The following is a 26151-nucleotide window of genomic DNA, read 5'->3' as shown; positions in this document are numbered from 1 at the left end:
ACGTATGTGGATAGGTCCAGAGAAATGCACAGACCCCGCAAGGAGATGATTGCCGAAACGCGCGCCAAGCTGATCACAGCGGCCCGCCATGCCTTCGGCACGATCGGCTATGCCGAAGCCTCGATGGACGACTTCACCGCGTCGGCCGGGCTGACGCGCGGCGCGCTCTATCACCATTTTGGCGACAAGAAGGGCCTGCTGCAGGCGGTCATCGCCGAAATCGACGGCGAGATGGCGGTTCGCATAGATGAGATCGCGTCGAGAACGCCGAGCCGTTGGCAGCGTTTCGTCGACGAATGCACGACCTATATCGAGATGGCGTTGGAGCCGGAAATCCAGCGCATCATGTTCCGCGATGGTCCGGCCGTGCTCGGCGATCCCGCGCAATGGCCGAATGCCAATGCCTGCGTCGGCTCAATGACCGATCATCTGACCAGGCTGCAGCAGGAGGGGATGGTCGTCACCGGCGTCGACCCCGAAACCACGGCCAGGCTGATCAACGGCGCCAGCAGCCAGGCGGCGCAGCGGATCGCCAATTCGAGCAATCCCGAAGCGACGTCGAAGACCGTGGTCGCCGCCTTCAAGCAGCTGCTCGAAGGCCTGCTAAAAAAGCAGGGTTCGCAGCCGGTCTGAACTCTCACCAGCCGATCCCCGGCATTTGCCGAGATTGACAATTCCGGACCCGGGTTCATCCTCTGCCACCATCTCTGAGGGGAGATTCGGGCATGTGGGATTTCGAAATCGGCAGGTCGGTGTCCATCATGATCAGGACATGGCCGTTCATCGTCTTTCGCATGATCGTCTATTTCGGCATCACGCTCGCCTACATCGTGGCAACCGGCAGCGGCGCCTCGGTCGGCTATGGCGTCGGCCACATCTCCACCGATCCTGACGGGCCGCTTTCCTTTGCGCTCTGGGGCGGCATCGTCGGCATCGGCGTGGTTTCGATCGCGCTCTACTGGGTCCGCGAATACATCCTCTACGTCGTCAAGGCCGGCCATATCGCCGTCATGGTCCATCTGATCGACGGCCGCGACATTCCCAATGGCCAGGACCAGATTGCCTATGCCAAGGATGTCGTGAAGGAGCGTTTCGCCGAGGCCAACATCCTTTTCGTGGTCGACCAGCTGGTCAAGGGCGCCATTCGCGCCATCACCGGCCTGATCGGCGGCATTGCCGCCTTCCTGCCCATTCCAGGCCTTGGCGGCCTGGTCGCTTTCATCAACACCGTGATCCGCCTGTCGCTGACCTATGTCGACGAGATCATCCTCGGCTACAACATCCGCATCAACTCGTCCTCGCCCTTCGAAACCGCCCGGCAAGGCGTCGTGCTTTACGCCCAGAACGGCAAGACCATGGTCAAGAACGCCGTCTGGCTGGCGGTCATCATGTGGGGCGTGTCCTTCGTCATCTTCCTGCTGATGCTGGCGCCCGCCGCCGCCATCATGTGGTTCATTCCTGGGCAACTCGGCGGCTGGGCGTTCGTGCTCGCCATCCTGCTTGCCTGGGCCTTCAAGGCGGCCTTCATCGAACCTTTCGCCATCGCTTGCCTGATGCAGGTCTATTTCAAGACCATCGAAGGCCAGGTGCCGAACGCCGAATGGGACCAGCGGCTGGCCGAGGCGTCGTCCAAGTTCAGGGAACTCAAGGACAAGGCGCTGGCTTCCTTCGGCGGCTCGCGCTGGACGCAGCCTGCGTCCAACACCTAGAACCCGCCTAATCCCTGTTGCCCCGCCTAATCCCTGTTGAGCGTCGCGACAGTGCGGCGTCAAACCATGGTCAAAGCGGCCGGGCGCGCCTATATCGGGTCATGGTCACAAGGCTCTACACCCATCCGATCTTTCTCGAACATCTGACGCCGCCCGGTCATCCCGAGCGGCCAGACCGCCTGCGCGCCATAGAGCGCGTACTGGACGACGAAGCCTTTGCCGGGCTCGATCGGGTGACGGCGCCGGCAGGCGACGAAGCCACCATCCTCTATGCGCACCCCGAGGATTTCGTCGCCCGCGTCCGCGACGCGATCCCTGAAAGCGGCATCGTCCCGATCGACGCCGACACCAGCGCCAGCCCGAAAAGCTGGCAGGCGGTGGTGACCGCCATCGGTGCGGCCAATGCTGCCGTCGACGACGTCTTCGAGGGCCGCGTCGCCAATGCCTTCGTTGCCGCGCGTCCGCCCGGCCATCACGCCGAAAAGACCACTGCCATGGGTTTCTGCCTGTTCAACACAGCGGCGATCGCGGCGCGCTATGCGCAGAAGAAACATGGCGCCGAGCGTGTCGCCATTGTCGACTGGGACGTCCACCACGGCAACGGCACGCAGGACATTTTCTGGGACGATCCGTCGGTGCTCTATTGTTCGACGCATCAGATGCCGCTCTATCCCGGCACCGGCGCCAAGAACGAAACCGGCGTCGGCAACATCGTCAACGCGCCGCTGGCGCCGCAGACCGGCTCAGACATGTTTCGCGATGCCTTGCTGTCGCGTGTCCTGCCGGCGCTCGACAATTTCGCCCCCGATTTGATCATCATTTCCGCCGGGTTCGACGCCCACCATCGCGATCCTCTGGCCGAGATCAACCTCAGCGAGGACGATTTCGACTGGGCGACCGGCCAGTTGCTGGAACGCGCCGGGCGCCATAGCAGCAACCGGCTCGTCAGCCTGCTCGAGGGCGGCTACGATCTGCAGGGATTGGCATTTTCGGTCGCCGCCCATGTCGGGCGGCTGATGAAGGGATAAAGTATGGCTGGCGAAGCAAATGAAGACGTCAAGGTGATGAGCTTCGAGCAGGCACTCGACGCGCTGGAAAAGATCGTCGATGATCTCGAACGCGGCGATGTACCGCTCGATCAGTCGATCAGGATCTATGAGCGCGGCGAGGCGCTGAAGGCCCATTGCGACCGGCTGTTGAAGTCGGCCGAAGACAAGGTCGAGAAGATCCGGCTGTCGCGCGACGGCAAGCCGGTGGGAACGGAGCCGCTCGACGCGGAATAATTTGTCAAACGGGGCGGGCAGAGAAAGCAGGTAAGGAGTTCAAGCATGTGCAGAAACATCAAGACCCTGTTCAATTTCGATCCGCCGGCAACCCATGACGAGATTCGCGACGCCGCCCTTCAGTTCGTGCGCAAATTGAGCGGAACGACGCGGCCCTCGCAGCGCAACCAGGCGGCCTTCGACCGCGCCGTCGAGGCGATCGCTGAATCGGCGCATGAATTGCTGCATTCGCTCGAAACCACGCATCATCCGCGCAATCGCGAAGAGGTGGCGGCCAAGGCAAAAGCCAAATCGGCGCTGCGCTTCGCCTGAGGGAATCCAGATGAGCTTCTTCCCCGGCAAGGACCCTGAGCCTGGCGACGCCTTCGCCAGCGACCAGATCGAGCTGATGGTCATTCCCAACGCCAAGGACATTGGCGGCTTCCAGGTTCGCCGGGCGCTGCCAACGGCAAAGCGGCGGCTGGTCGGTCCCTTCATCTTCTTTGACCGTATGGGTCCGGCCATATTGCGCGGCGGCCAGGCGATGGATGTGCGTCCGCACCCGCATATCGGGCTTTCCACCGTCACCTATCTGTTCGACGGCAAGATCAGGCACCGAGATTCGCTCGGCACCGAAATGGTCATTCAGCCCGGTGATGTGAATTTGATGACCGCCGGCCGCGGCATCGTCCATTCCGAGCGCACGCCCGAAGAACTGCGCGGCGCGCCGATGTCGGTCTCCGGCCTGCAGACCTGGCTGGCATTGCCCGACGGCAAGGAGGAAGTGGCGCCGGTGTTCGAGAACACCGCGGCGCTCCATCTGCCCGAAATCGACGCCGAAGGCGTCAGCGGCCGCGTGGTGATCGGCGATTTCCAAGGGTTGCGCTCGCCGGTAAGAGCCGACACCGAGACGCTCTACGCCGATCTGCGCCTGGCGCCCGGCGCCAGCATCAAAATTCCCGCCGACGCCGAGGAACGCGCCATCTACACGCTGGACGGCGATATCTCGATCTCGGGCGACCGTTTTCCAGCCGAACGGCTCCTGGTGTTCCGGCCCGGCGACGAGATCGTCGTATCGTCCGAGCGCGGCGCCCATTTCATGCTGTTCGGCGGCGCTTCTCTCGGCTCCCCACGCCACATCTGGTGGAATTTCGTCTCGTCGTCGAAGGAGCGCATCGAGCAGGCCAAGCAGGAATGGAAGACGGGCCGCTTCGATATCGTTCCTGGAGATGAGGAAGAGTTCATTCCGTTACCGGACAATTAACGCCAGCTTCACCCGCGTCACTGACACGCATTTACATTCGGGCGGCGCAGGCATATTTCGCCCATGATCGACGCGCATCATAGCTGAGCAGGTCCTTTAACAGTGAACGCTACGCTGCATACGCCGCTTCTCGACAAGGTCCGTATTCCCGCCGACCTGAAGAAGCTTGACGAAAGCGAGCTGCCGCAGCTGGCCTCGGAGCTGCGCGCCGAGCTGATAGATGCCGTCTCGCATACGGGCGGGCATCTGGGCGCCGGGCTCGGTGTCGTCGAACTGACCGTGGCGCTGCACTATGTCTTCAACACGCCGGAAGACCGGGTGATCTGGGATGTCGGTCACCAGGCCTATCCGCACAAGATCCTGACCGGCCGCCGCGACCGCATCCGCACGCTCAGGCAGGAAGGTGGCCTGTCCGGCTTCACCCGTCGCGCCGAGAGCGAATACGACCCGTTCGGCGCCGCGCACTCCTCGACCTCGATTTCCGCCGGCCTCGGCATGGCCATGGCGCGCGACCTCTCAGGCGGCCGCAACAATGTCATTGCCGTCATCGGCGACGGCGCCATGTCGGCCGGCATGGCCTTTGAAGCGATGAACAACGCCGGCGCGCTCGATGCTCGGCTGATCGTCATCCTCAACGACAACGACATGTCGATTGCGCCGCCGACCGGCGCCATGAGCGCCTATCTGGCGCGGCTCGCCTCGGGGAAGACCTATCTTGGCCTGCGCGATTTCGGCAAGAAGCTGACCTCTTATCTCGGCAAGCGCGCCGATCGCGCCATCAAGCGGGCGGTCGAGCATGCGCGCGGCTACGTCACCGGCGGCACGCTGTTCGAGGAGCTCGGCTTCTACCATATCGGCCCGATCGACGGCCACAATCTCGAGCATTTGATCCCGGTGCTGAAGAATGTCCGCGACAACGCCGATGGCCCGGTGCTGATCCATGTCGTGACCCAGAAGGGCAAGGGCTATGCGCCGGCGGAGGCCGCGCCCGACAAATATCACGGCGTCAACAAGTTCGACGTCATCACCGGCGCGCAGACCAAGGCGCCGGCCAACGCGCCGGCCTACACCAAGGTGTTCGCCGAAAGCCTGATCCAGGAAGCGCGCGCCGACGACCGCATCGTCGCCGTCACCGCCGCCATGCCGAACGGCACCGGCCTCGACCTGTTCGGCGAAGCGTTTCCGACCCGGACCTTCGATGTCGGCATCGCCGAGCAACATGCGGTGACGTTTGCCGCCGGTCTCGCCACCGAAGGCTACAAGCCCTTCGCCGCCATCTACTCGACCTTCCTGCAGCGCGCCTATGACCAGGTCGTCCATGACGTGGCGATCCAGAAACTGCCGGTGCGCTTCCCGATCGATCGTGCCGGCTTTGTCGGCGCTGACGGCGCCACCCATTGCGGCGCTTTCGACACCACCTTCCTGGCGACGCTGCCGGGCTTCGTGGTGATGGCGGCCGCCGACGAGGCGGAGCTTCGCCACATGGTGCGCACCGCCGCCTATTATGACGAAGGCCCGATCGCCTTCCGCTATCCGCGCGGCAATGGCGTCGGCGTCGACATGCCGGAGCGCGGTTCGGTGCTCGAAATCGGCAAGGGCCGCATCGTTAGGGAAGGCACCAAGGTGGCGCTGTTGTCCTTCGGCACGCGGCTGCAGGACTGCCTGATCGCCGCCGAGGAACTCGGCGCGGCCGGGCTTTCGACGACGGTTGCGGACGCCCGTTTCGCCAAGCCGCTCGATGAGGATCTGATCCGCCGGCTCGCCCGCTCGCACGAAGTGCTGGTGACGGTGGAAGAGGGCGCTGTCGGCGGCTTCGCCAGCCATGTGCTGCAGTTCCTCGCCCATGAAGGCTTGCTGGAAAGCGGCCTGAAGGTGCGGCCGCTGGTGCTGCCGGACGAGTTCACCGACCACGCCAAGCCGGAAAAAATGTATGCCGATGCCGGGCTCGATGCCGCCGGCATCGTGCGCACGGTGTTCGTTGCGCTTGGCCATTCGGCCCACGCGCAGCGCGCCTGAATCAAAATCTCAAGCCTTTGAAGCGGTTTGCCGGCTTCCTTCCGTAACGTTCTGTTAACGCTTCTGTTTGGCGTTTCGCTTACCGTGTCTTTTGGCCGTTTTTCAACGCCGCCCTGCTAGAACCCGACCAAGGCAGGGAGTTAAAACAATGCGAACGCTTCTGTGCGGCGCGGCCCTTTTGGCCGTCATCGCCGCGCCGGCCGTGGCCGAAACCCGCTACGACCGCAAGCTCGAACGGGCGGTGGTCGAGATCGTCGCCGGCAAGATGGGCAACATCAGGGGCGGCTTCACCTACAAGCAGGTGCCGCAGCTCGTCGTCGTGCCGGATGCGCCTGTCGTGCCTGTCGAGCCGTCGCGCAAGCAGGCCTCCGGCGATGCGGGTGATGCCCTGATGCCGGCCGTCGAACGGCCGGTGTCGCGCACCATTTTCTAGAACCACATATCGCGCACGCACCGCCCATCGCGCGGCAGATCGTCATAAGTATCGAGCCCGTCGACATGATCGATCGGCAGGTTCGCGACCGCCTCCGGCGGCGCCAGCCTGACATTGACGGCGATCCGCGTGCGGCCGCTGGAACCGGTGCGCAGGCCGCGCCAGGCAAGCACACAGGCACAGGTGGGGCAGAACAGGATCTCGAGCGACGGCTCATCTTTCCCAGCGCGGGTGTAGGAATGCACGGGTCCCACGACGCGGATGCGCTCATCGACAAAATCATAGGCCCAGAGCGTGCCGTAGCGGCGGCAAAGCGTGCAGTTGCAGGCTGTGATCGGGCCGGGGTCGCCCTCCAGGGTCCAGTGGGCGGCGCCGCAATGGCACGTTCCGGTCAGCATTCGTCCTCCTCCGCATTGCCCGAGCCATCCCGCCCGGCCATCTTGCCGGACTGGATGCGATTATCAACTGGCGGCGGGCCGGCCAGCTTCTGTCGTCCCAATGTCCTTGCCTTCGCGACCGGCTTTCGCCATGAAGGCCAATGAACTCCCCTCTGCCAGCCAGCGCACGCCAGCGGCTCGACGAACTGCTCGTCCAGCGCGGCCTGTTTGCGAGCCGCTCGCGCGCCCGCGACGCGATCGAACGTGGTACGGTCACGGTCGACGGAGCGATCGCCCGCAAGCCCGGCCAGACGGTTCTGCCACAATACCTCATCGCCATCGACGATCCCGCGCAGGGCTATGTCTCACGCGCGGCGCTGAAGCTGATTGCCGGGCTCGACCATTTTAGTCTCGATCCCTTGGGCTCCGAAGCCCTTGATGTCGGCGCCTCGACCGGCGGCTTCACCCAGGTGTTGCTCGAACGCGGCGCGGCCCACGTTACGGCCATCGATGTCGGCCACGGCCAGATGCATCCCGATGTCTCGTCCGACCCGCGCGTCACGGCGATCGAGGGCTTGAACGCCCGCGAGCTCAAGGCTGCCGATCTCGGCGGCCGTGTCCCGGATTTCATCGTTTCCGACGTCAGCTTCATTTCGCTGAAACTGGCTATGCCGCCGGCGCTCGCCATCGCCAAGCCGGGAGCTCGTGCCGTATTTCTGGTCAAGCCGCAATTCGAGGCCGGCCGCGAGGCAATCGGCAAGGGCGGCCTGTTGAAAGACCCTTATGACGCCGCCCGTGTGGCCGGCCTGCTGCAGGAATGGCTCGAAGGCGTCCCTGGCTGGCGTACACTGGGCCTGCACATGTCGCCGATCGAAGGCGGCGACGGCAACCGCGAATTCCTGCTCGGTGGGATCAAGGACCGATGAGCACGCGCTTCACCATCAAGAGATTGGGTTCGCAAGGCGATGGCGTCGCCGAGACGGAAACGGGCGAGCTGTTCATCCCCTTCACGCTGCCCGGCGAAACCGTCACCGCGGCGCGCGAAAGGGACCGAGCCACGCTGATGGCGGTGCTGGAGGCCTCGCCACTGCGCATCGAGCCGGCCTGCCGGCATTTTACCGAATGCGGCGGCTGCGCCGTCCAGCATCTGCAAGCCGACGCTTACCACCAGTGGAAGCGCGACAAGGTGGTGCACGCCTTGAAAGGCATTGCCGGCGACATCGGCGCATTGGTGCCGTGTGCGCCACACACACGCCGCCGCGTCGTGCTTGCCGCCAGACGCGCCGACACAGGCATGCTGCTTGGCTTCCACCGCCATCTGTCGCCGGAAATCATTCCCATCGAGGAATGCCCGATCTCGCTGCCGGAGATCGTTGCCGCGCTCGATCGCTTGAGGTCAATCGCCGACCTGGTTTGCGCCACGACCAAATCGTTCCGGATGGCCGTCACGGTTACGGGTTCGGGCCTTGATGTCGCGGTCTATGAGTCGGGCAAGCTGGGCGAGAACCAGCGCCGGGTTGCCTCCAACTTTGTCATGGCCAATGGATTTGCCCGGCTTTCGATCGACGACGAGATCGTCATCGAGCCGAAAAAACCGATCGTCATGTTCGGCACCGTCGCTGTCGCCGTGCCGCCTGGCGCCTTCCTGCAGGCAACCGAAGCCGCCGAACAGACGATGGCCGACCTCGTTGGCGGACATTTGAAACGGGCTAAGAAAGTCGCAGATCTTTTCGCCGGCTGCGGCAGCTTTGCGCTTCGGCTTGCGGCGAAATCCGAGATCCATGCGGTCGAAGGGGACGCGGCCGCCCTTTCGGCGCTCGACCGGGGATCACGCTTCGCGACCGGCCTGAAACGGGTAACCGGCGAGCGCCGCGATCTGTTCCGCCGGCCGCTGACGTTCAAGGAGCTGAACGCCTTCGACGGCGTGGTCTTCGACCCGCCGCGCGCCGGCGCCGAGGACCAGTCGAAGCAGATCGCCCGCTCGGATGTGCCGTTCGTCGCCGCCGTCTCCTGCAACCCGGTGACGCTGGCCCGGGACCTGCGTATCCTTATGGACGGCGGTTATGTCCTGAAAAGCGTGACGCCCATCGACCAGTTCCTGTGGTCGCCGCATGTCGAGGCCGTGGCGCTGCTGGAGAAGCCGAAGAGACGGCGTTAAATCAGTCGCGGGTATGGCGGCGGCGTGCTTCGGCAAGAATACCTTTTTCCATATCTTTCAACGTTTTCGGCTTGCCTCTGTTGGGCAGAGAACCGAACACATCCTCTGGCCGCGTTGAGGGAAAGACCGGAACAGGCGGTGTGGCCTGATCATCGGCCGAACCGGTGGCAATGGACTTTTCTCTGGCAGCCATGACTATCAAACCCTGGTGCCGCCGACCGTCATCTGGTTCATCCTGAGATGCGGCTGGCCGACGCCGACGGGCACGCCCTGGCCGGCCTTGCCGCACATGCCGATGCCATTGTCGAGCTTCATGTCGTTGCCGATCATCGACACGCGGTGCATGGCGTCCGGCCCGTTGCCGATCAGCATCGCGCCCTTGATCGGTTGCGTCACCTTGCCATTCTCGATCATGTAGGCCTCGGTGCAGCCGAACACGAACTTGCCCGAGGTGATGTCGACCTGGCCGCCGCCGAAGGAAACGGCGTAGATGCCGTTCTTGACCGAGGCGATGATCTCGTCCGGCTCCATGTCGCCCGATGTCATGTAGGTGTTGGTCATGCGCGGCATCGGCTGGTGCGCATAGCCTTCGCGCCGGCCATTGCCGGTCGCCTTCATGCCCATCAGCCGGGCGTTCTGGCGGTCCTGCATGTAGCCGACCAGTCTGCCGTCCTCGATCAGCACGTTGCGGGCCGATGGCGTGCCTTCATCGTCGACGGTCAGCGAGCCGCGCCGCTCGGGCATGGTGCCGTCATCGACCACGGTGACGCCCCTGGCCGCCACCTGCTGGCCCAGCAGTCCGGCGAACGCTGACGTCTTCTTGCGGTTGAAATCGCCTTCCAGCCCGTGGCCGACGGCCTCGTGCAGCATGACGCCCGGCCAGCCGCTGGACAGCACGATGTCGAAGGTGCCGGCCGGCGCCGGGATGGCTTCGAGGTTGACCAGCGCCTGGCGCAGCGCCTCCTTGGCCGCATGCTTCCAGCTGTCCTCGACCAGGAACTCGCCGAACGCCTTGCGCCCGCCCATGCCGTAGGAGCCGCTTTCCTGGCGGTCGCCATCGCCGACGATGACCGAGACATTGATGCGGACCAGCGGGCGGATGTCGCGCACCATCTGGCCGTCGGCGCGCACGATTTCGACATGCTGCCACGATGCGGCGAGCGAGGCCGTCACCTGGCGCACGCGCGGATCCTCTGCCCGCAGCCATGCGTCGATCTCCTGCAACAGCTTGGCCTTGACCTCGAAGGAAGGCGAGGGGATCGGGTTCTCATCGCCATAGAGATGGCGGTTGGTGCGCGCAGGGGCCGCGGCAAGCGTGCCGGAATAGCCGCCCTTGACGGTCGAAACGGCGTCCGCCGCGCGCAGCAGCGAGGCTTCGGACAGATCGCTGGAGTGGGCGTAGCCGCTGGCCTCGCCGGCAACGGCGCGCAGGCCAAAACCCTGGTCGGTGTTGAAATTGGCGGTCTTCAGCTTGCCATTGTCGAACATCAGCGCTTCGCTCTCGCTGTATTCGAGGAACAATTCGCCATCATCGGCGCCGTTAAGGGTCTCGGCGACGATTTGCTTGATGCGATCGTCTGAAATGTCGAATTGGCCGATCAGGCTGTTCATGGCAGGTCCGTTCACGCGAGGAATGGTTGTTGCCACGATGTAGGCGCGAAGACGCGCCTGCACAATCCGCAATGAGAATCGCTAGCCGGCGACCGCCTGGACAACAAGCTCAGGGCAGAGCGGCAAAACTGTCGGCAAAGCCCTTGAGGTCGACGGGGATACCGATGCCCTCTTCCGGCGTCTGGAAGACGATGAAGGTGGCCGACGTCCCGGTCTTCAGCGTGTCGAGCAGCGGCTTTTCGAGAATGACCTCGGCATAGCAGCCGTCCTGGAAGCAGCGCACGAAATAGGCGCGGCCGATGTCCTTGCCGTCGACATTGAGGCCAAGCCCATTGGGCAGGAGCACGCCGAGCGGCGCCAGCACGCGCAGGATCTCGGCCTTGTTGTCGGCGGTGCGCAGCACGACGACCGAAAGTCCCATTTCGGGGCGATCCTCGGCGACGACGTTTTGCATCATCACGCACTGTTCCGAGGTGGCGCCGGCCGGCGTGTCGCAGATGATCGACCACGCGCCATGCGTCGACTTGACCGTGCCGCTCGGCTGCGCTGCATTGGCGATGCCGGTTGCGGCCGAGCCGATACCGATCAGGGCGGCGAGAAAGATGACCTTCGCCCCGCTTCTCGAAAGCCAAGCGCTTTTCGAATGCCGAGCGCTTTTCGAATGCCAGGCGTTTCTCGAAAGCCAAGAGGTCATGACGGCTCCATTGCGAATCACGGCACTTTAAGCCGCGCCAAGGCCAAGTAAAGGATAGCGCGACCGCCGGTCAGTCCCGGCAAGCGCAATAATGCGCTTTTCCCTAGCAAATTCGCCCGAATTGCGACCGTCGGGCGCATTCCGACCGCAAGCCCGCATAGCCCATCTGTCGACGATCCGCGCGGGGCAAAAGGCCGCTGAAACGGCGTGGTCGCGCTTGCGCGCAAAAATGCCGCACGGTTTTGTCCGCTCCTTTCTTGCGGAGGGAAATAGAGTATGGTTTGAACCAGCCTTGGGACTGTCCGGGATTCCCATCCCGGCGATGTACGTTATTCCTGCGCCACGATCGCGAGGAACCGGGAGATGATGAGGGCGATGAGAAAATTCCCAGCAAGCGCCAAATTGATGGCAGCAGCAGGTGCTGCCGTCGCATTTTTCGCCGGTGCCTCCGCCCATGCGGCCCAGCCGCAGCCGTGGGAGACCAGTTTTCAGCCGCCGGCGACCGACATGATGCGGCAGATCGAGTGGTTCGGTAACTACACGATGTGGTTCGTCGTCCCGATCACCGCCCTGGTGCTGGCCCTTCTCGCCTGGTGCATCTTCAGGTTCCGGGCAAGCGTCAACCCTGTTCCGTCCAAGACCAGCCACAACACGCTGATTGAGATTATCTGGACAGTCGGGCCGGTCGTGATCCTGCTCTTCATCGCCATTCCCTCGTTCCAGCTCCTGACCGCGCAGTACACGCCGCCGGAAGAAGCCAAGCTGACCGTCAAGGCGACGGGCAATCAGTGGAACTGGGACTATGAGTACCAGACCGAGAACACGCTCTCCTTCAACTCGGCCGTCCTTCAGGATGCCGATCGCGCGGCGATCGGCAAGGAAGACCGCAAGGTCTACCCGCGTCTGCTGGCGGTCGACAACGAGCTGGTGGTGCCGGTCAACACCATGACCCGTGTCCTGATCACCGCGACCGACGTTATCCACTCCTTCGCCATGCCGGCCTTCGGCATCAAGATGGACGCGGTTCCCGGTCGCACCAACGAGACCTGGTTCAAGGCGGAGAAGGAAGGCCTCTATTATGGCCAGTGCTCGCAGCTCTGCGGCAAGGACCACGCCTTCATGCCGATCGCCATCCGCGTCGTCTCCGACGCGCAGTACAAGACCTGGCTGGCAGCAGCCAAGACCGACCTTCCCGGCGCCAACAAGGCGCTGATGGCCGAGGTCGACGGTACCAACAAGGTAGCGGCCGCCGGCAATTGATGCCGCGGGTTAGCAAGAATTAGGGAACGGAGCCGACCATGGCAGATGCTGCAGCTCACGACGACCACGACCACAAGCCCTATCATGGCTGGGTCCGGTGGGTTTACTCCACCAACCACAAGGACATCGGCACGCTCTATCTCATCTTCGCGATCTTCGCGGGCATCGTCGGCGGCGCGCTTTCGGTCGTCATCCGCATGGAGCTGCAGGAGCCGGGCATCCAGATATTCACCGGCCTGGCGCAGATGGTCTACGGCATGAACGGCGATGCCGCCATCGACGGCGGCAAGAGCATGTACAACGCTTTCGGCACCGCGCACGCCCTGATCATGATCTTCTTCATGGTCATGCCGGCGCTGATCGGCGGCTTCGCCAACTGGATGGTGCCGATCATGATCGGCGCGCCTGATATGGCCTTCCCGCGCATGAACAACATTTCGTTCTGGCTGCTGCCGCCGGCCTTCATCCTGTTGCTCACCTCGATGTTCATGCCGAGCGCGCCCGGCGCCTTTGGCGTCGGTGGCGGCTGGACGCTCTATCCGCCGCTGTCGACCTCCGGCCAGCCCGGACCGGCCATGGATCTGGCGATCCTGTCGATCCACATTGCCGGCGCCTCCTCGATCCTCGGCGCCATCAACTTCATCACCACCATCTTCAACATGCGCGCGCCGGGCATGACGCTGCACAAAATGCCGCTGTTTGCCTGGTCGGTGCTGGTCACCGCCTTCCTGCTGCTCTTGTCGCTTCCGGTTCTGGCCGGCGGCATCACCATGCTGCTTACCGACCGCAATTTCGGCACCACCTTCTTTGCGCCGGACGGTGGCGGCGATCCGATCCTGTTCCAGCATCTGTTCTGGTTCTTCGGTCACCCCGAAGTGTACATCCTGATCCTGCCGGGCTTCGGCATCATCAGCCACATCGTCTCGACCTTCTCGAAGAAGCCTGTGTTCGGCTATCTCGGCATGGCCTACGCCATGGTGGCAATCGGCGCCGTCGGATTCATCGTCTGGGCGCACCACATGTACACGACCGGCCTGTCGCTCGACACGCAGCGCTACTTCGTCTTCGCCACCATGGTCATAGCGGTGCCGACAGGCGTGAAGATCTTCTCGTGGATCGCGACGATGTGGGGCGGCTCGATCTCGTTCAAGACGCCGATGCTGTGGGCGCTGGGCTTCATCTTCCTGTTCACCATCGGTGGCGTCACCGGCGTCCAGCTTGCCAATGCCGGCCTCGACCGCTCGCTGCATGACACCTATTTCGTGATTGCGCACTTCCACTATGTGCTGTCGCTGGGCGCTGTCTTCGCCATCTTCGCGGGCTGGTACTACTGGTTCCCGAAGATGACCGGCTACATGTACTCGCCGGTGATCGCCAACACCCACTTCTGGGTCACGTTTGTTGGCGTCAACCTGATCTTCTTCCCGCAGCACTTCCTCGGCCTCGCCGGCATGCCGCGCCGTACCATCGACTATCCGGACGCGTTTGCCGGCTGGAACTATGTGTCGTCCATTGGCTCCTATATCTCGGCCGTCGGCGTTTTGATCTTCCTCTACTGCGTCTTCGAGGCTTTCCAGAAGAAGCGGGTCGCCGGCGCCAATCCATGGGGCGAAGGTGCAACGACGCTCGAATGGCAGCTGCCTTCGCCGCCGCCCTTCCACCAGTGGGAACAGCTGCCGAAGATCAAATAAGGCAGCTGAATACGAAACCGCCGGCCCGCCGGCGGTTTTGGCCAACGGAATGATTGGACTCAACTACGCATGGCCCTGGTCGACGACCCAATGATTGACGAAGCGGGCTTTCGCATGTCGGAAGCAACCGCGGGCGATTTCTTCGCCCTGCTGAAGCCGCGCGTCATGTCGCTGGTGGTGTTCACGGCCTTTGTCGGCATGGTGGCGGCGCCCGTGACCATCAACCCGCTGATAGCGATGGTCGCAATCCTGGCGATCGCCATCGGCGCCGGCGCCTCGGGCGCGCTCAACATGTGGTACGACGCCGACATCGACGCGGTGATGAGCCGGACCGCCAGCCGCCCGGTGCCTTCCGGCCGCATCCTGCCCGGCGAAGCCCTGAGCTTCGGGCTTGTGCTGTCGGTGCTGTCGGTGATGACGCTTGGCGTGCTGGTCAACTGGCTGTCGGCGGCGCTGCTCGCCTTCACCATCTTCTTCTATGCCGTCGTCTACACGATGTGGCTGAAGCGCTCGACGCCGCAGAACATCGTCATCGGTGGCGCCGCCGGCGCCATCCCGCCAGTGATCGGCTGGGCGGCGGTGACTGGGACGGTCAGCCTGGAAAGCCTCGTCCTGTTCCTGATCATCTTCCTGTGGACGCCGCCGCATTTCTGGGCGCTGGCGCTGTTCAAGTCCGACGACTACGCCAAGGCCGGCATCCCGATGATGCCTGTTATCGCCGGCCAGGCCTCGACCCGGCGCCAGATCTTTGCCTACGCGCTGATCCTGGCCCCGATCGGCGTGCTGCCCTGGGTGCTCGGCTTCACCACCGCCTTCTATGGCGTCGCTTCGCTGGCGCTCGGCATCGGCTTCGTCTGGTATGCCTGGAAGGTGCTGCGCATGACTGACGACGACCGCGCCATGAAGCCGGCCAAGGCCCTGTTTGCCTATTCGCTGCTCTACCTCTTCGCCATCTTCGCCATCTACCTCGCCGACTGTGTCGTCGGGCGCGCTTTGGCCATCGGTGGAGCATGACCATGATCGACAAGAAGCTTGAACTGGTCACGCTGACCGAGAGCCAGAAGAAGGCGCGTCGCAACCGTTCGGCGGCCATCGGCGTGGCCCTGGCGGTGCTGGTCGTCATCTTCTATGCCGCGACCATCGTGAAATTCGGCCATACCGGATGAATGTGAGGCCGATGATGACCCGCCAGACCGTGACCGATCCCAAAAAGAAGAACACCAACCGCGTCGTCGCCGCTGTTTGCGTTGCCTTCTTCGGCGGCATGATCGGCATGGCCTACGCTGCCGTGCCGCTCTACAAGATGTTCTGCCAGGCCACCGGTTATGGCGGCACCACGCAGCGCGCCGAAAAGCAATATGCCGGCCGCGTGCTCGACCGCGACATCACCGTCCGCTTCGACGCCAACACCAACGGCATTCCCTGGCAGTTCCAGCCGGTCGCCCGCTCGGTCACCATCAAGATCGGCGAGACCACGCAAGCGCATTACAGCGCCACCAACAAATTCGACCGCGCCATCACCGGCCGCGCCACCTTCAACGTGCAGCCGGAACTGGCAGGCCCATACTTCAACAAGGTGGAGTGTTTCTGCTTTACCGACACGACGCTGAAGCCCGGCGAGACGCTGGACATGCCGGTCGTGTTCTATGTGGATCCTGATATCGTCAACGTGCCGGAACTGAAGGACTTGAAGACGATCACCCTGTCCTACACCATGTTTCCGGTCGAAAAGAACAAACCGGTCGCCTTGTCGGCGCCGGACACCACCACCAAAGTTTCAGATACCGAAGCAAATCTCGGGGGTTGATATGGCCGACGCGCACGCAAAACCACAACACGACTACCATCTCGTCAACCCGAGCCCATGGCCCTTCCTGGGTTCCATCGGCGCGCTGGTGACCGCCGTCGGCGGCGTTGCCTGGATGCAGTATCTCAAGAACGGCGATTTTCCGATCTTTGGCCACAACATCGCCAATCCGTGGCTGTTCTTCGTCGGCCTGATCATCGTCCTCTACACCATGTTCGCCTGGTGGTCCGACACCATCAAGGAAGCGCATGAGGGCCACCACACGCGTGTCGTGTCGTTGCATCTGCGCTACGGCATGATCATGTTCATCGCTTCGGAAGTGATGTTCTTCGTCGCCTGGTTCTGGGCCTATTTCGACGCCAGCCTGTTTCCGAGCGAAGCGCAGCAATATGCCCGCACCGCCTTTACCGGCGGCGTCTGGCCGCCGAAGGGTCTCGAAGTCCTCGATCCCTTCCATCTGCCGCTTTACAACACCATCATCCTGCTTTTGTCGGGCACCACGGTCACCTGGGCGCATCATTCGCTCATCCATGGCGACCGCAAGGGGCTGATCAATGGCCTGGTGCTGACGGTCGGCCTCGGCATGCTGTTCACCATGGTGCAGGCCTATGAGTACATACACGCGCCGTTCGGCTTCAAGGATTCCATCTATGGCGCCACCTTCTTCATGGCGACGGGCTTCCATGGCTTCCACGTCATCATCGGCACCATCTTCCTGGCTGTCTGCCTGATCCGCGCGATGAAGGGCGACTTCACCCCCAAGCAGCATTTCGGCTTCGAGGCCGCCGCCTGGTACTGGCACTTTGTCGACGTGGTCTGGCTGTTCCTGTTCAGCGCGATCTATGTCTGGGGATCGTCCGGCGCGCTAATCGAAGGCCACTGACGGCTTTCATCGGGGGATCAGCGCCCAAGGAATCAGAGAGGCGGCCGCGGCAATGCGGCCGCCTTTCTTCTTTTTGGCGCCCATCCATAGCTTACGGTTTCGGCTGATGGGGCTGGCTGCTTCAATTGGTCGACTGGACCGATGGCTGCATTGCGGTTACCGACTCCGACATGGATGAAATCTGGACTATGGTGCCGGACGGAACGCCGATTGAAATCGAGCCGTAGAGCATGAGCGAAGACAAAGCGATCTGGCCACCCGTCGAGCCGATTTCGGCCGGCCTGCACGGCCGCTGTCCGCGTTGCGGCGAAGGGCGGCTGTTCTCCGGCTTCCTGACCGTCGGCAAGCGCTGCATGAATTGCGGCCTCGACTATTCCTATGCCGATGCCGGCGATGGTCCGGCCGTGTTCGTCATCCTGATCATCGGCTTCATCATCGTCGGGCTGGCGCTGTGGGTGGAAGTGACGCTGAGCCCGCCGCTCTGGCTGCATTTCATCCTCTGGATACCTCTGGCGGTGGCGCTGTGCCTGACGGCGCTCAGGCTGATCAAGGGCGTGCTGCTGACGCTGCAATACGCCAACAAGGCGGCCGAAGGCCGGCTGGACCACGAGCAATGAGCAAGGCGTTGGCGAAAACCGCCGGCCGTTCGCGGCCGAAGACGGCGTTGCTGCTCGGCCTCTGCCTGGTGCTGTTCGTCATCCTGCTGGGGCTCGGCACCTGGCAGATGCAGCGCCTGCACTCAAAGGAAGACCTGCTGGCGACCATCGACCAGCGCACGCACTCTGCGCCGCGGCCGCTGGTGGACGTCGAGAAGGAATTCGCCGCCACCGGCGATGTCGACTACACGCCGGTAACCGTCAGCGGCACGTTCCTGCACTCTGGCGAGCGGCATTTCTACGCCACCTGGGACGGTGACGCCGGCTTCAATGTCTACACGCCGCTGGCGCTCGACGATGGCCGCTTCGTGCTGATCAACCGCGGCTTCGTGCCCTATGATCTCAAGGATGCCGCCAGGCGCCCGCAAGGCCAGGTGACGGGCAAGGTCACGGTCACCGGGCTGGCGCGCAATCCGCTGCCGGCCAAGCCGTCGATGATGCTGCCCGACAATGACGTGGCCAAGAACATCTTCTACTGGAAGGACCGCGACGTCATGGCGGCGAGCGCCGGCCTGCCGGCCGGTGCCCCGCTCGTGCCGATCTTCATCGACGCCGACAAGACGCCGAACCCTGGCGGGCTGCCTGTCGGTGGTGTCACCATCATCGATCTGCCGAACTCTCATTTGCAATATGCCTTCACCTGGTATGGCCTGGCAGCCGCCCTTGCGGCGGTTCTGATCATCAGGCTGCGCTGTCCGGCAAAAGCCGAATGATGTCAGCTGCCCTTGACAGGGCAGGGGTGCACACCTCATTTCGCCTCTGAACAACCGGCCCGGATTCATGCTTCACACCAAGACCAAGCCTCCTCTGACGATCCGGCTCTGCCAGCCGCGCGGCTTTTGCGCCGGCGTCGACCGCGCCATCCAGATCGTCGTGCTGGCGCTGAAGAAATACGGCGCGCCGGTCTATGTCCGCCACGAGATCGTGCACAACCGCTATGTCGTCGAGGGCCTGCAAAGCCTCGGCGCGGTGTTCATCGAGGAACTCTCGGAGATCCCGGCCGAGCATCGCAAGTCGCCGGTTGTCTTCTCCGCCCACGGCGTGCCGAAATCGGTCCCGGCCGACGCCCAGGCGCGCGAACTCTTTTATCTCGACGCCACCTGCCCGCTGGTGTCGAAGGTGCACAAGCAGGCGATGCGCCATCAGCGGCTCGGCCGCCACGTGCTTCTGATCGGCCATGCCGGGCACCCGGAGGTGATCGGCACGATGGGCCAGCTGGCGGAAGGCGCCGTCACGCTGATCGAGACCGAAGCCGACGCCGGAACCTTTGCGCCGGTCAACCCTGAGGCGCTCGGCTTCGTCACCCAGACGACGCTGTCGGTCGAGGACACCGCCGGCATCATCCGGGCGCTGCAGGAGCGCTTCCCGCAACTGCATGCGCCGGCCGCCGAATCGATCTGCTACGCCACCACCAACCGCCAGGAAGCGGTCAAGGAAACCGCCGCCGGCGCCGATCTCTATCTGATCGTCGGTGCGCCCAATTCCTCCAATTCGCGCCGTCTTGTCGAAGTGGCGGAGCGCGCCGGCGCCACCATGTCGCTTCTCGTACAGCGCGCCGCCGAAATTCCGTGGAATGACATCACCAACATTTCGACGCTCGGCCTGTCGGCCGGCGCGTCGGCGCCGGAGATCATTGTCGACGAGATCATCGATGCCTTCCGCCAGCGCTTCGAGGTGACCATCGATCTCGCGATCACGGCGACCGAAACGGAGGATTTTCCAGTCATGCGGGTTCTGCGCGATGTCGAACTGACGCGGGCCGACATGGCCTTCGTCAACGGAGCCGCGTGAACAGCCCATGGCGGTCTACACCGATGTCAACGAGGGCGAACTCGGCGCGTTCCTCAAGGCTTATCCGGTCGGCGAACTCTTGTCCTACAAGGGGATCGCCGAAGGCACCGAGAATTCGAACTTTTTGCTGCACACATCGAGCGGCGCCTACATATTGACGCTCTACGAGAAGCGCGTCGACAAGGCCGACCTGCCGTTCTTCCTCGGCCTGATGGGCCATCTCGCTCGCAAAGGCATTTCCTGCCCGCTGCCGGTGACCGCGTATGACGGCACCGTCATCGGCACGCTGGCCGGCCGACCGGCGGTCATCATCACCTTCCTTGAAGGCCTGTCGCTGCGGCGGCCGACAGCGGCGCATTGCGGCGAGGTCGGCAGGGCGCTGGCGGCCCTGCATCTGGCCGGCCAGGATTTTGCGATGACCCGCGACAACGCGCTCGCCATCGATGGTTGGCGCAAGCTCTGGAACGACTCGCACGACCGTGCCGATGAGGTCGAGCCGGGATTGGCGGCCGAGGTCGATGCCGATTTCGCCGATTTCGAACGGCATTGGCCGCAGGGCCTGCCTGCAGGCATCATCCATGCCGACCTGTTCCCGGACAATGTCTTCTTCCTCGGCGAGAAACTGTCCGGCCTCATCGACTTCTATTTCGCCTGCAACGACCTCTACGCCTATGACGTCGCCACCTGTCTCAACGCCTGGTGTTTCGAGAAGGATTTCTCCTTCAACCTCACCAAGGGCACGGCGCTGTTGGCCGGCTATCAGAGCGTGCGGCCTTTGAGTGATGCCGAGAAGGCGGCGCTGCCGATTCTGGCGCGCGGCTCGGCGCTGCGCTTCATGCTGACCCGGCTCTATGACTGGCTGACCGTTCCTGACGGCGGGCTGGTCATGAAGCGCGATCCGACCGAATATATCCGCCGCATGCGCTTCCACCGCGCGATCAGGTCTCCTTCGGAATACGGACTGACATGATCAAGCAGGTTGAAATCTTCACCGACGGCGCCTGCTCGGGCAATCCGGGTCCCGGCGGCTGGGGCGCGATCCTGCGCTTCAACGGCAAGACCAAGGAACTGTCGGGTGGCGAGGCCGAGACCACCAACAACCGCATGGAATTGCTGGCCGCCATTTCGGCGCTGAACGCGCTGAAGGAACGTTGCTCGGTCGAACTTCATACCGACAGCAAATATGTCATGGACGGCATTTCCAAGTGGATCCATGGCTGGAAGAAGAACGGCTGGAAGACCGCCGACAAGAAGCCGGTCAAGAACGGTGAGCTGTGGCAGGCGCTCGACGAGGCCAACCGGCGCCACAAGGTGACGTGGAACTGGGTCAAGGGCCATGCCGGCCACACCGAAAACGAACGCGCCGATGAGCTCGCGCGGGAAGGTATGGCGCCGTTCAAGAACGGCTCGGCCAAACCTGCCGCGCCGAAGCCTGCAGCGGCACTGAAGCCGGCAGCATCCGAGAAGCAGCCGTCGGTCCCAAAGGCACGGCGCTCGACCCAGAGCTATTGAGTTCGGACTACCGGCAGGAAGATCTCACCCGTGCCGACTGCATACTACATCACCCATCCCCAGGTTCAGATCGATGCCAACGTTCCCGTGCCGGAGTGGGGACTGTCCGCGATCGGACGGGCGAGGGCGTTGGCCATGCTCGATCAGCCATGGGTCGGCTCGATCCGGCGTGTCGTGTCGTCGGCCGAGCGCAAAGCGATCGAAACCGCCGAGATCCTCGCCAGGCATCTCGGCCTTGCGGTCGAGGTGAGGGAGGCCATGCATGAGAACGACCGCTCGGCTACAGGCTTCCTGCCGCCGCCGGAGTTTGAGGCGGTCGCCGACCAGTTCTTCGCCAACCCGCACAAAAGCATCCGCGGCTGGGAACGCGCCATCGACGCCCAGCAGCGCATTGTCCGCGAGGTCGAAACGGTGCTCGAGATCGCCCGCAGCGGCGATATTGCCTTCGTCGGCCATGGCGGCGTCGGAACGCTGCTGTTGCTCTCGCTCAGCGGTCGCGAAATCAGCCGCGAGGCGGACCAGCCGGCGGGAGGTGGGAACTTTTTCGCCTATGACATCGGCGCGCGTCGCGTCGTCCACGGATGGTGGCCGATCGACAAGGCTGGCCACGGCAATTGATGGCCGGAAGCAAGCAATTGTAGGCTTTGGATTAGAGTCAATTTCACCCTTCCGCGATAGACTGCGGCAATCGACTTGGCACAAGGTGTTGCGGCGATGTTCGGACGCAGGACTTTCGGCAAGGACAAGCAAAGCTTTGCGGAGCTGAAACAAACGATGCGGCCGACTCCGGATCGCGACGGGGTGACGCGCGTTTTCTCAAAGGAGCTCTGGGACGATCCGAAGATCGGCTCCTTCCTGCGTGAGGCCGGCTTCGCGCCGGACGACCAGCGCAACATCATGCGCACGGCGAACGACTACATCGCTCTCTTCGCCGCGGCCAGGTACCGGCTTCAACTACGCACCGAGGCCTTCAACGCCGAGATGGCGGCACGCCACGACTATTGCCGCGCCATGCCCTTTCTGGTCATCCACCAGTCGATCTGGGACGGCGAGCATGGGGCGTTCCTTTATGCCCAGATGGATCTCATCGGCTTCGACGATTGGAACGTCGTCATGCTGGCGGCGGATGCGCGGACCGCGCAGTCATGCGGCCTGCCGGCTCATCCGGGCCCGGTTCCAGCGCTCACCCAGGCCGTGACCGGGCACGTGGTCCGATGGAAGGCGCGCTACGAATCCGCGCTGGAGGAATTCGGTGTCACCGCCACCGGCGGCCAGGGCATCACACGAGAGCAGTTCGAGGCGGAGAAAGACGCGCTGCGTCAGGAGATCATCGACACTGTCGCCGCGATGAAGCCGCGCGCCGTCGCTGAATAGAGTTGTCCCTAACGGATCAGCAGCGCCGTGCCATAGAGGCCGAGTGCGAACACCGTGTGCGAGATCACGTTGAAGGCGCGAATCTGCATCGGGTTGGGGCGCTTTGAGGCGGCCCAGCCGGCGCCCATGCCAGGCGCCAGCAGGAACCAGCCGGCGCCAATGGTGACCATACCGAGGATGAAGGCCGGCAGGAAGGTCGGTGCGTCCAGCCATGCCCTGCCCACCAGCGCCACCAGGATGAAGCCGTAGACGATGCCGGTGAAATAGTGGAAGCCCCAGCCCAGCGCCTGCTCATGCGCATAGGGTGCGGCATGGGCGATATCATCGTGGAAGACCTTGCCTTCCCTAAGATGCCAGACCCAGCGGCCGGGCGGCCCCCAGTTCGGTCGTGGCTGGCCGAGCGCCAGATGCAGGAACATCGCCCAGAGATCCATCAGCACCGTGGCGCCGATGCCGATCGCAACACTGCGCCAGATGATGTCAAACATCGTCGATGTCCCCCAAAGCAGGCAATCCGGCAGCAAGCGCGCCGTGGTCAGGCCATGGCGAGCATGACCCGACGCGGCGGCTGCGGTCTAGAGCTGGCTCAGAATGTGAGCCGCACCGGATGTGTCGACACCGGGCTTGGTCTCGACATTGAGCGCGGTGACCTTGCCATTGTCGACGATCATCGAAAAGCGTCGCGAGCGTAGCCCCATATCGTTGCTTACGAAATCGAGGCCGACCGACTTGGCGAAGTCGCCATTGCCATCGGCGAGATAGAGGATCTTGCCTTCACCGCCAGTGAAATTCGCCCAGGCGCCCATGACGTGGGCGTCGTTGACCGAGACGACGGCGATGGTGTCGACGCCGCGCGCCAGGATGGCATCGTGGTTCTCGAGATAGCCCGGCAGATGGTTGTTGCTGCAGGTCGGCGTGAAGGCGCCGGGAACGCCGAACAGCACGACCTTCTTGTCCGCAAAAATCTCGGCCGAGGTGATCACCTTGGCGCCGTCGGCGGTCATTTCCTTGAAGGTCGCATCGGGCAGCTTGTCGCCAACGGCAATGGTCATGATGGTCCTCGTGTGAAAAGCAGGGAAGGTTTCTTGCGATAGCGAAATCAGGCATCTCCCGCAACCGCCGACAGCGCTTGGATCAAGGGAAAGCCTGGATCGGGTTCCGTATCAGGGGAAAGGCAAGACGCCCTCGACCGCGCCTTCCGCACTTGTCAGCGTATAATACAACCCGCCATCGGTCGGTGTCGTCGACGGCCGGTCGAGGATCGGAATGGTAAACACCAGCCGGCCGTCCTTTTCGCTGCGCGCCGGGGCGCCGAACATATAGTCGCGTTCGCCGGCAACGAAGAAATCCGCCGCCTCCGGATCGCCGGGAAAGGTCGCCTCGACGACCAGTGTCTCATGGTTGCCGGGCAGGACCTTGATGCCGAAATCGGCCTTGGCAGGGGCGGGCAAGGTGGCAAGGGCCGCCTTCACCAGGGCCGCGTCCTCGGCATTGTCGGGATCGGCGGCGGGATCGACGCTCAGCCGCGTCTGCACCGGAATGCAGATCGTCTCGCAGATGCCGAGAAAGATGTCGGCATCGATGACGGCTGCATCCCCAGGTGACGACAGGGTGAATGTCACCGGCAGCGAAACCGGATGGTTGTAGCCGGCCCATTTGCCGTAGCCGTCGTCATGGCGCTGCGGCGGCGGGAAGGAAAATGCCGCATCGGTGATGTTGGTGCTGGCCGAGACATCGATCTGCGGCGGCACGCCGGCATCGCCCGGATCGCGCCAATAGGTCTTCCAGCCGGGTTTGAGCGCAATGTCGAGCACGCCATGGATGCGCCCGTCCTCATCGGCCTTCCCTGAGGTCACCAGGCGCACCTTGCCGCCTTCGCTGTTGTACCAGTCCGAAGAGGAAGCCGCGGCGGGCAGGGCTGCTCCGCATCCGATGGCGGCGCCGAGCAGCAGGATTTTCAAGCTTTGCATGGCGGTGATTTGATCGTCAGTTCATGGCCGCGTAATGTTTTCATGGCGCTCTGCGTATCATATTTGCGTGACCTTCGGGCAAGGATCAGTCGAGTTCAAGCAATCAGCCGAGGGAAGTTGGTAATCAGGAATCCGTTGTTCCAGCCATTGGGCTTTGGGCGAATCGCGCGCGGCGCATCTTTTCGGCGTGTCGGAAACGCGTTACGCTCCCTTCCATGGACTTGTTGCGCCACAAAAAGACGGCCGGCGGACGCGGCTTTCTTGACGACCAGTTCCTGATTGCCATGCCCGGCATGAAGGACGACCGCTTCACGCGCTCGGTCATCTACATCTGCGCGCACAGCGACGAAGGCGCAATGGGCCTGATCATCAACCAGACGCAGCAGATGCTGTTTCCCGATCTTCTGGTGCAGCTCGGCATCATGAACGAGCAGGAGGCGATCCGGCTGCCGGCGCAGGCCCGCGACTTCGTCGTACGCAATGGCGGCCCGGTCGACCGCAGCCGAGGCTTCGTCCTGCACTCGGGCGACTACCGGGTGGAATCCTCGCTCACCGTCTCCGACGACATATGCCTGACCGCGACGGTCGATATATTGCGCGCCATCTCGTCGGGCCGTGGCCCGCGGCGCGCGCTGATGGCGCTCGGCTATTCCGGCTGGGGCGCCGGCCAGTTGGAAACCGAGATCGCCGAGAATGGCTGGCTGACCTGCCCGGCCACGCCGGAGCTTCTGTTCGACGCCGACATCGAACGCAAATACGACCGCATCCTGGCGTCCATCGGCATCGACCTGGCGCATCTCAGCCTGGCGGCTGGGCACGCCTGATCGGGTGGTTTGACCGAGACGAAAGAGTCCGATCGGGGGAGGCAGTGCGCACGATCGCAACACTAAGCGAAGGATGAGTCTATCCGGGCTGCAACGCTTTCCATTGCCGCCGCCAAGGCATCCGTGCCACCGCTTTCGACGAAGACGCGATAGGCCTGCTCATTCAGGCCTTGCGGAGTCGAATGAGCGCCGACGAGAGTCTCGAACGTCGCGTGGCCTTTGATCGAAGTTTGCGCCAGACCAAAAAAGAGCTGTGCGATATACGTTCTTGCCCTTCCGTATTCTGCGCCGTGGTCCACCATCCATTGGACTGCGGTTTCCAGACAACCGAAGTAGGTCGCCATCAGTGAGCCTGCGGCGCTATAGCCGTTGAATTCCTCAATCGAAGTCGCGTTGACCACTGTGCCCAGGGCGCCGAATAGCTGGGTAAGGCGGTCGGAAGCGGGATAGATTACGGTCACGCCAGATCGGTTGGCCACAGACGGCAAGGGTATCGCACGCGTGACATCGACCGGGTGCTCGATCCACTCTGCGATCTTCTCGGCCGGCAGCATGGCGATTAAACTGACGATCGCCGTGCCCCCTGGGAATGCCAGAGGAGAAATGACCTCCTCGGCGATTTGCGGTCGTACCGCGAGAAAAAGGATATCGGAAACATCGACGATCTCCTGATTGTCATTGCAAACACGCACCTTTTCGAAAGATGCGGCCAATCGCGCTGCTGTCGCAGCCCCACGCGCCGACACGATAATCTCCGAAAGTGGGAATTCCGCTTCCATCAGACCAAGCACGATGGCCTCGGTGATTGCACCCGCACCAATAAAGCCGAGCTTCATGGCCATTCTTCCCCAAGCGTAGC

The 26151-nt window shown here is 63.3% G+C and carries 32 protein-coding genes and 1 pseudogene; 25 read left to right on the top strand and 8 right to left on the bottom strand.

Annotation, left to right across the window (positions count from 1 at the left end; genetic code table 11):
- Positions 1-24 precede the first annotated feature (24 nt).
- The 8 genes from H0241_RS14445 to H0241_RS14410 all read left to right on the top strand — a co-directional run bounded on the left by H0241_RS14445 (position 25) and on the right by H0241_RS14410 (position 6684).
- Positions 25-633, top strand: coding sequence for a TetR/AcrR family transcriptional regulator (locus tag H0241_RS14445; protein WP_181058339.1), 609 nt, complete (start codon positions 25-27; stop codon positions 631-633).
- Positions 634-725: 92 nt separating this feature from the next.
- Positions 726-1709 (top strand): hypothetical protein, encoded by a 984-nt coding sequence (locus tag H0241_RS14440; protein ID WP_181058338.1) that lies wholly within the window; start codon positions 726-728, stop codon positions 1707-1709.
- 101 nt (positions 1710-1810) lie between these two features.
- A complete protein-coding gene (locus H0241_RS14435) occupies positions 1811-2737 on the top strand; it encodes a histone deacetylase family protein (RefSeq protein WP_181058337.1) in 927 nt (308 codons plus the stop codon).
- Positions 2738-2740: 3 nt separating this feature from the next.
- Positions 2741-2992, top strand: a complete 252-nt coding sequence (locus H0241_RS14430; RefSeq protein WP_181058336.1) for an exodeoxyribonuclease VII small subunit — start codon at positions 2741-2743, stop codon at positions 2990-2992.
- A 45-nt stretch (positions 2993-3037) separates the two neighbouring features.
- Positions 3038-3304: a DUF2277 domain-containing protein gene (locus H0241_RS14425; protein ID WP_181058335.1), complete on the top strand. Its 267-nt coding sequence runs from the start codon at positions 3038-3040 to the stop codon at positions 3302-3304.
- Positions 3305-3314: 10 nt separating this feature from the next.
- Positions 3315-4235, top strand: a complete 921-nt coding sequence (locus H0241_RS14420) for a pirin family protein (protein WP_181058334.1) — start codon at positions 3315-3317, stop codon at positions 4233-4235.
- 102 nt (positions 4236-4337) lie between these two features.
- A complete protein-coding gene (gene dxs / locus H0241_RS14415; RefSeq protein ID WP_181058333.1) occupies positions 4338-6251 on the top strand; it encodes a 1-deoxy-D-xylulose-5-phosphate synthase in 1914 nt (637 codons plus the stop codon).
- Positions 6252-6399: 148 nt separating this feature from the next.
- On the top strand, positions 6400-6684 hold the full coding sequence (locus H0241_RS14410; RefSeq protein WP_181058332.1) for a hypothetical protein: 285 nt from the start codon (positions 6400-6402) through the stop codon (positions 6682-6684).
- On the opposite strand, the gene H0241_RS14405 is transcribed toward H0241_RS14410, so the two are convergent.
- Entirely contained in the window at positions 6681-7082 is a 402-nt protein-coding gene (locus H0241_RS14405; RefSeq protein ID WP_181058331.1) for a GFA family protein, read from the bottom strand. The genes H0241_RS14410 and H0241_RS14405 overlap by 4 nt on opposite strands.
- 140 nt (positions 7083-7222) lie before the next feature.
- On the opposite strand from H0241_RS14405, the gene H0241_RS14400 reads away from it, so the two are divergent.
- Both H0241_RS14400 and H0241_RS14395 read left to right on the top strand, forming a co-directional pair.
- Positions 7223-7987 carry a TlyA family RNA methyltransferase gene (locus tag H0241_RS14400; protein ID WP_181058330.1) on the top strand — a complete coding sequence of 255 codons (765 nt, stop codon included), beginning with the start codon at positions 7223-7225 and terminating at the stop codon, positions 7985-7987.
- Positions 7984-9219, top strand: a complete 1236-nt coding sequence (locus tag H0241_RS14395; RefSeq protein ID WP_181058329.1) for a class I SAM-dependent RNA methyltransferase — start codon at positions 7984-7986, stop codon at positions 9217-9219. Before H0241_RS14400 ends, H0241_RS14395 begins: the two co-directional genes overlap by 4 nt.
- Position 9220: 1 nt before the next feature.
- Here H0241_RS14395 and H0241_RS36375 read toward each other — a convergent pair whose 3' ends face one another.
- From H0241_RS36375 to H0241_RS14380, 3 genes are all read right to left on the bottom strand, one after another.
- Positions 9221-9412, bottom strand: coding sequence for a hypothetical protein (locus H0241_RS36375; RefSeq protein ID WP_181058328.1), 192 nt, complete (start codon positions 9410-9412; stop codon positions 9221-9223).
- Positions 9413-9417: 5 nt separating this feature from the next.
- Entirely contained in the window at positions 9418-10830 is a 1413-nt protein-coding gene (gene tldD / locus H0241_RS14385; RefSeq protein WP_181058327.1) for a metalloprotease TldD, read from the bottom strand.
- A gap of 109 nt (positions 10831-10939) precedes the next feature.
- Positions 10940-11524, bottom strand: coding sequence for an invasion associated locus B family protein (locus H0241_RS14380; protein ID WP_181058326.1), 585 nt, complete (start codon positions 11522-11524; stop codon positions 10940-10942).
- 366 nt (positions 11525-11890) lie between these two features.
- Here H0241_RS14380 and coxB point away from each other — a divergent pair, with 366 nt between their 5' ends.
- The 14 genes and pseudogenes from coxB to H0241_RS14310 all read left to right on the top strand — a co-directional run bounded on the left by coxB (position 11891) and on the right by H0241_RS14310 (position 22498).
- The gene (coxB, locus tag H0241_RS14375; protein ID WP_235984292.1) at positions 11891-12784 is read left to right on the top strand and encodes a cytochrome c oxidase subunit II; all 894 of its coding nucleotides are present in this window, start codon (positions 11891-11893) and stop codon (positions 12782-12784) included.
- A 38-nt stretch (positions 12785-12822) separates the two neighbouring features.
- Positions 12823-14475: a cytochrome c oxidase subunit I gene (ctaD, locus tag H0241_RS14370; protein WP_181058324.1), complete on the top strand. Its 1653-nt coding sequence runs from the start codon at positions 12823-12825 to the stop codon at positions 14473-14475.
- 69 nt (positions 14476-14544) lie between these two features.
- Positions 14545-15489 carry a heme o synthase gene (locus H0241_RS14365; protein ID WP_181058323.1) on the top strand — a complete coding sequence of 315 codons (945 nt, stop codon included), beginning with the start codon at positions 14545-14547 and terminating at the stop codon, positions 15487-15489.
- Positions 15490-15491: 2 nt separating this feature from the next.
- Positions 15492-15641, top strand: coding sequence for a hypothetical protein (locus H0241_RS14360; protein ID WP_181058533.1), 150 nt, complete (start codon positions 15492-15494; stop codon positions 15639-15641).
- Positions 15642-15655: 14 nt separating this feature from the next.
- A complete protein-coding gene (locus H0241_RS14355; protein ID WP_181058322.1) occupies positions 15656-16282 on the top strand; it encodes a cytochrome c oxidase assembly protein in 627 nt (208 codons plus the stop codon).
- 1 nt (position 16283) lies between these two features.
- Positions 16284-17165, top strand: a complete 882-nt coding sequence (locus H0241_RS14350) for a cytochrome c oxidase subunit 3 (RefSeq protein WP_181058321.1) — start codon at positions 16284-16286, stop codon at positions 17163-17165.
- Positions 17166-17272: 107 nt separating this feature from the next.
- Positions 17273-17392: pseudogene (locus tag H0241_RS14345) on the top strand (L,D-transpeptidase family protein); the annotation flags it as partial.
- Between the two features lie 3 nt (positions 17393-17395).
- A complete protein-coding gene (locus H0241_RS14340) occupies positions 17396-17782 on the top strand; it encodes a DUF983 domain-containing protein (RefSeq protein WP_181058320.1) in 387 nt (128 codons plus the stop codon).
- On the top strand, positions 17779-18534 hold the full coding sequence (locus H0241_RS14335; protein ID WP_181058319.1) for an SURF1 family protein: 756 nt from the start codon (positions 17779-17781) through the stop codon (positions 18532-18534). The genes H0241_RS14340 and H0241_RS14335 overlap by 4 nt, the downstream gene beginning before the upstream one ends.
- Before the next feature lie 67 nt (positions 18535-18601).
- Positions 18602-19612 carry a 4-hydroxy-3-methylbut-2-enyl diphosphate reductase gene (ispH, locus tag H0241_RS14330; protein WP_181058318.1) on the top strand — a complete coding sequence of 337 codons (1011 nt, stop codon included), beginning with the start codon at positions 18602-18604 and terminating at the stop codon, positions 19610-19612.
- A 7-nt stretch (positions 19613-19619) separates the two neighbouring features.
- Positions 19620-20582, top strand: coding sequence for a homoserine kinase (locus tag H0241_RS14325; RefSeq protein WP_181058317.1), 963 nt, complete (start codon positions 19620-19622; stop codon positions 20580-20582).
- Positions 20579-21124: a ribonuclease HI gene (gene rnhA / locus H0241_RS14320; RefSeq protein ID WP_181058316.1), complete on the top strand. Its 546-nt coding sequence runs from the start codon at positions 20579-20581 to the stop codon at positions 21122-21124. The genes H0241_RS14325 and rnhA overlap by 4 nt, the downstream gene beginning before the upstream one ends.
- A gap of 30 nt (positions 21125-21154) precedes the next feature.
- Positions 21155-21742 (top strand): histidine phosphatase family protein, encoded by a 588-nt coding sequence (locus H0241_RS14315; RefSeq protein ID WP_181058315.1) that lies wholly within the window; start codon positions 21155-21157, stop codon positions 21740-21742.
- Between the two features lie 96 nt (positions 21743-21838).
- A complete protein-coding gene (locus tag H0241_RS14310) occupies positions 21839-22498 on the top strand; it encodes a hypothetical protein (RefSeq protein ID WP_181058314.1) in 660 nt (219 codons plus the stop codon).
- A gap of 8 nt (positions 22499-22506) precedes the next feature.
- Here the strand turns inward: H0241_RS14310 and H0241_RS14305 are convergent, their stop codons facing one another.
- The 3 genes from H0241_RS14305 to H0241_RS14295 form a co-directional block, all read right to left on the bottom strand.
- On the bottom strand, positions 22507-22986 hold the full coding sequence (locus H0241_RS14305; protein WP_181058313.1) for a DUF2938 domain-containing protein: 480 nt from the start codon (positions 22984-22986) through the stop codon (positions 22507-22509).
- A gap of 87 nt (positions 22987-23073) precedes the next feature.
- Positions 23074-23550, bottom strand: a complete 477-nt coding sequence (locus H0241_RS14300; protein ID WP_181058312.1) for a peroxiredoxin — start codon at positions 23548-23550, stop codon at positions 23074-23076.
- A 111-nt stretch (positions 23551-23661) separates the two neighbouring features.
- Complete coding sequence (locus H0241_RS14295; RefSeq protein WP_181058311.1) at positions 23662-24468, bottom strand: protein-disulfide reductase DsbD domain-containing protein; 807 nt, start codon at positions 24466-24468, stop codon at positions 23662-23664.
- A gap of 215 nt (positions 24469-24683) precedes the next feature.
- On the opposite strand from H0241_RS14295, the gene H0241_RS14290 reads away from it, so the two are divergent.
- A complete protein-coding gene (locus tag H0241_RS14290) occupies positions 24684-25292 on the top strand; it encodes a YqgE/AlgH family protein (protein ID WP_023668405.1) in 609 nt (202 codons plus the stop codon).
- Positions 25293-25354: 62 nt separating this feature from the next.
- On the opposite strand, the gene H0241_RS14285 is transcribed toward H0241_RS14290, so the two are convergent.
- Positions 25355-26128, bottom strand: a complete 774-nt coding sequence (locus H0241_RS14285) for a pyrroline-5-carboxylate reductase (RefSeq protein ID WP_181058310.1) — start codon at positions 26126-26128, stop codon at positions 25355-25357.
- Positions 26129-26151: the final 23 nt, after the last annotated feature.

Source organism: Mesorhizobium neociceri (assembly GCF_013520985.1).
Classification (GTDB): Bacteria; Pseudomonadota; Alphaproteobacteria; order Rhizobiales; family Rhizobiaceae; genus Mesorhizobium; species Mesorhizobium neociceri.
Note: the sequence above shows the minus strand (reverse complement) of the source record. Positions and strands in the feature narration are given on the sequence as shown.